At 45.1% G+C, this 2,037-nt stretch carries 3 protein-coding genes; 2 read left to right on the forward strand and 1 reads right to left on the reverse strand.

The features are described from left to right. Positions 1-229, forward strand: a 229-nt coding sequence (locus tag ACELLULO517_RS28400) for a hypothetical protein (protein ID WP_227310869.1), incomplete at its 5' end; no start/stop codon positions are given. Positions 230-276: 47 nt separating this feature from the next. Continuing rightward, complete coding sequence (locus ACELLULO517_RS28405; protein WP_227310867.1) at positions 277-504, forward strand: hypothetical protein; 228 nt, start codon at positions 277-279, stop codon at positions 502-504. A 233-nt stretch (positions 505-737) separates the two neighbouring features. On the opposite strand, the gene ACELLULO517_RS28410 is transcribed toward ACELLULO517_RS28405, so the two are convergent. After that, a complete protein-coding gene (locus ACELLULO517_RS28410) occupies positions 738-1,853 on the reverse strand; it encodes a hypothetical protein (RefSeq protein ID WP_227310868.1) in 1,116 nt (371 codons plus the stop codon). Positions 1,854-2,037: the final 184 nt, after the last annotated feature.

The raw sequence follows: 2,037 nt of genomic DNA on the forward strand, positions 1-2,037 counted from the left end.
GCGGCAGTGCAGCCTCGATATGAGCTTCGAGACGATCGCGCCGGGTCGTCGCGGCTTCGATCACCGCAATGCAATCCTCCAGAACAAGGTAATGCGCAGGCTGTCCTCGCTCGGATCGCCGGCCATCCCGCTCATCGGGTCGACGAACTTCTCCCGTGGTACTGGAAGCCTGGACCAGCGACAGTCGCCCAGGCAGCAGCCTAACAGCTCAGCCGTCCTCTCAAGATAAATCAGCCAGATCAGTGATCCCCGGCAACCTCATGCGGCCTACGGCGCATGCTTACAAAAGCACAATCCGAGGTGGCCGAGGTGCTCTCCGGCAAGCCCTCTATATGCCGCTCTTGTCGCTATGCGATTCAACCAGACATCAAGCGTGTTTACGAACGCCTCGTAGCCCGCGGAAAACATGCCAAGGTCGCCATCGTTGCCGCCATGCGCAAACTCATCGTTCTCGCCAACGCACTCATCCGCGACGACCGCATCTGGACGCCAAAATCGGCTTGACCAAGACGGATACTCTCCACTTTCTCGAGGCAAGGCCAACACGTCTCTCATTCAGATTATCGCGCTACAGCCGGCGCCAAGGCTTGCGAACATGGTCTCGGCGCACCCATCATGGGATGAGCTTGAGCAGGATGGGCAAGCCTTCAGCGTCAACCAGGGCGTAGGTTTTGGTCGTCGTCAAGCTGACGCGTAAGCGACCCATACAACGGAGCAATCTTTTTTAATTATTAACTTCATACTGATTTCCCCCAGGCCAGGTCTTTTATAGAATTAAAATCGCTAGAAATTTTATCAAAAATTAATGATTCGAAATAATAACATTCCTCGAAATTGCGCAGAAAATTCAAATCGAATGCCTTTAATGTTTCGTTTATGGGAATTTTTAAAAAGTAGGCGCTAGCCAGTTTTGCATCCCCGGATAGATCGTCTATAGAAGATGAAATTGCATCAGTAAACTCTGCGCTCATATTTGCTGGGGGGACAGCACTAATAGTGAGGTCTGATTCTGAATTCGTCAAAATCTCTTTATGAAAGGCAGTAATCTTCATCCATGGCTTGTCCACTTTAAAGTGAAGAGATTTCACCAAAAATGGGTTGGCGTTTACGTAGATAAATGCTTCTGTACCTATTTCAGCGTAATCAAAACCTAAAAATGATCCGGAAGATAGTTTAATTTTCGTATTATTTTTAAACAAACCATATTCTTGATTTCGCAATGAAGTCGAGTAGCTCACTCTCTCAGTGGTCTCTTTTTTAAAATCCTGAATAAAAAAAATGTCTCGCGTAATCGCACTAGACCAGTCTTTTGGAGGAAAAGTATGGATTACGTTTGCTATTTGAGAGACAATAGCGTTCACTAAACCTGTATTAAAGTGCCCAACATCGTTTTCAACAAACAATTTTTCGACGCCAATGTTATATTTGGCTCCGAATTCTATAAGTATTTGCCTAATCGAAATAAATGTTATTCCAAACTCCAAACATAATGATCTATGTATATGTTCGACGATATTAGGGTGAAAAAAATTAGAACGTATCGAAAATCCCAAGTGACAATAACGGACTCCAGGAGGAAGGAGGCTATAAAAAATACGAGCAATTTTCATGAGATGACTAGGGGAGCGCCCGGCGCGCAATTGCCATTGTTCATTAACAATAAAATCAAAAAATACGTAGTCAAATTCTGAGAAATTTATTCCCTCTATAAACCGAAAAAGAGCTAAGAAGGTTCCGGACGTTCCACCTAACGAAATGTTGGTGACATTTTCTTTGCTAAAATATTGCTCAATGGCCTCTCTTGCTCCACCTTTTAGCAGGCAATTTGAGGTTCCTAAAATCAATACTTTCATCAGATAGAAAATCCCATTAAATTCGATAGAAAATCAGCATCATGCAGGCTAACCAGATTCCGTCTTAATGTTAGTTTGGCGAGTCGTCGATGCCCATTTTGCTTCCTTGGTCAAAATCCGCCAAAAAGGAGGCTCCCAGATGCCCCGACGGAAAGCGCCTGCGATCCCAGATGAGTTGCTGGAC

The organism is Acidisoma cellulosilyticum, from assembly GCF_020621385.1.
GTDB classification, from domain to species: domain Bacteria; phylum Pseudomonadota; class Alphaproteobacteria; order Acetobacterales; family Acetobacteraceae; genus Acidisoma; species Acidisoma cellulosilyticum.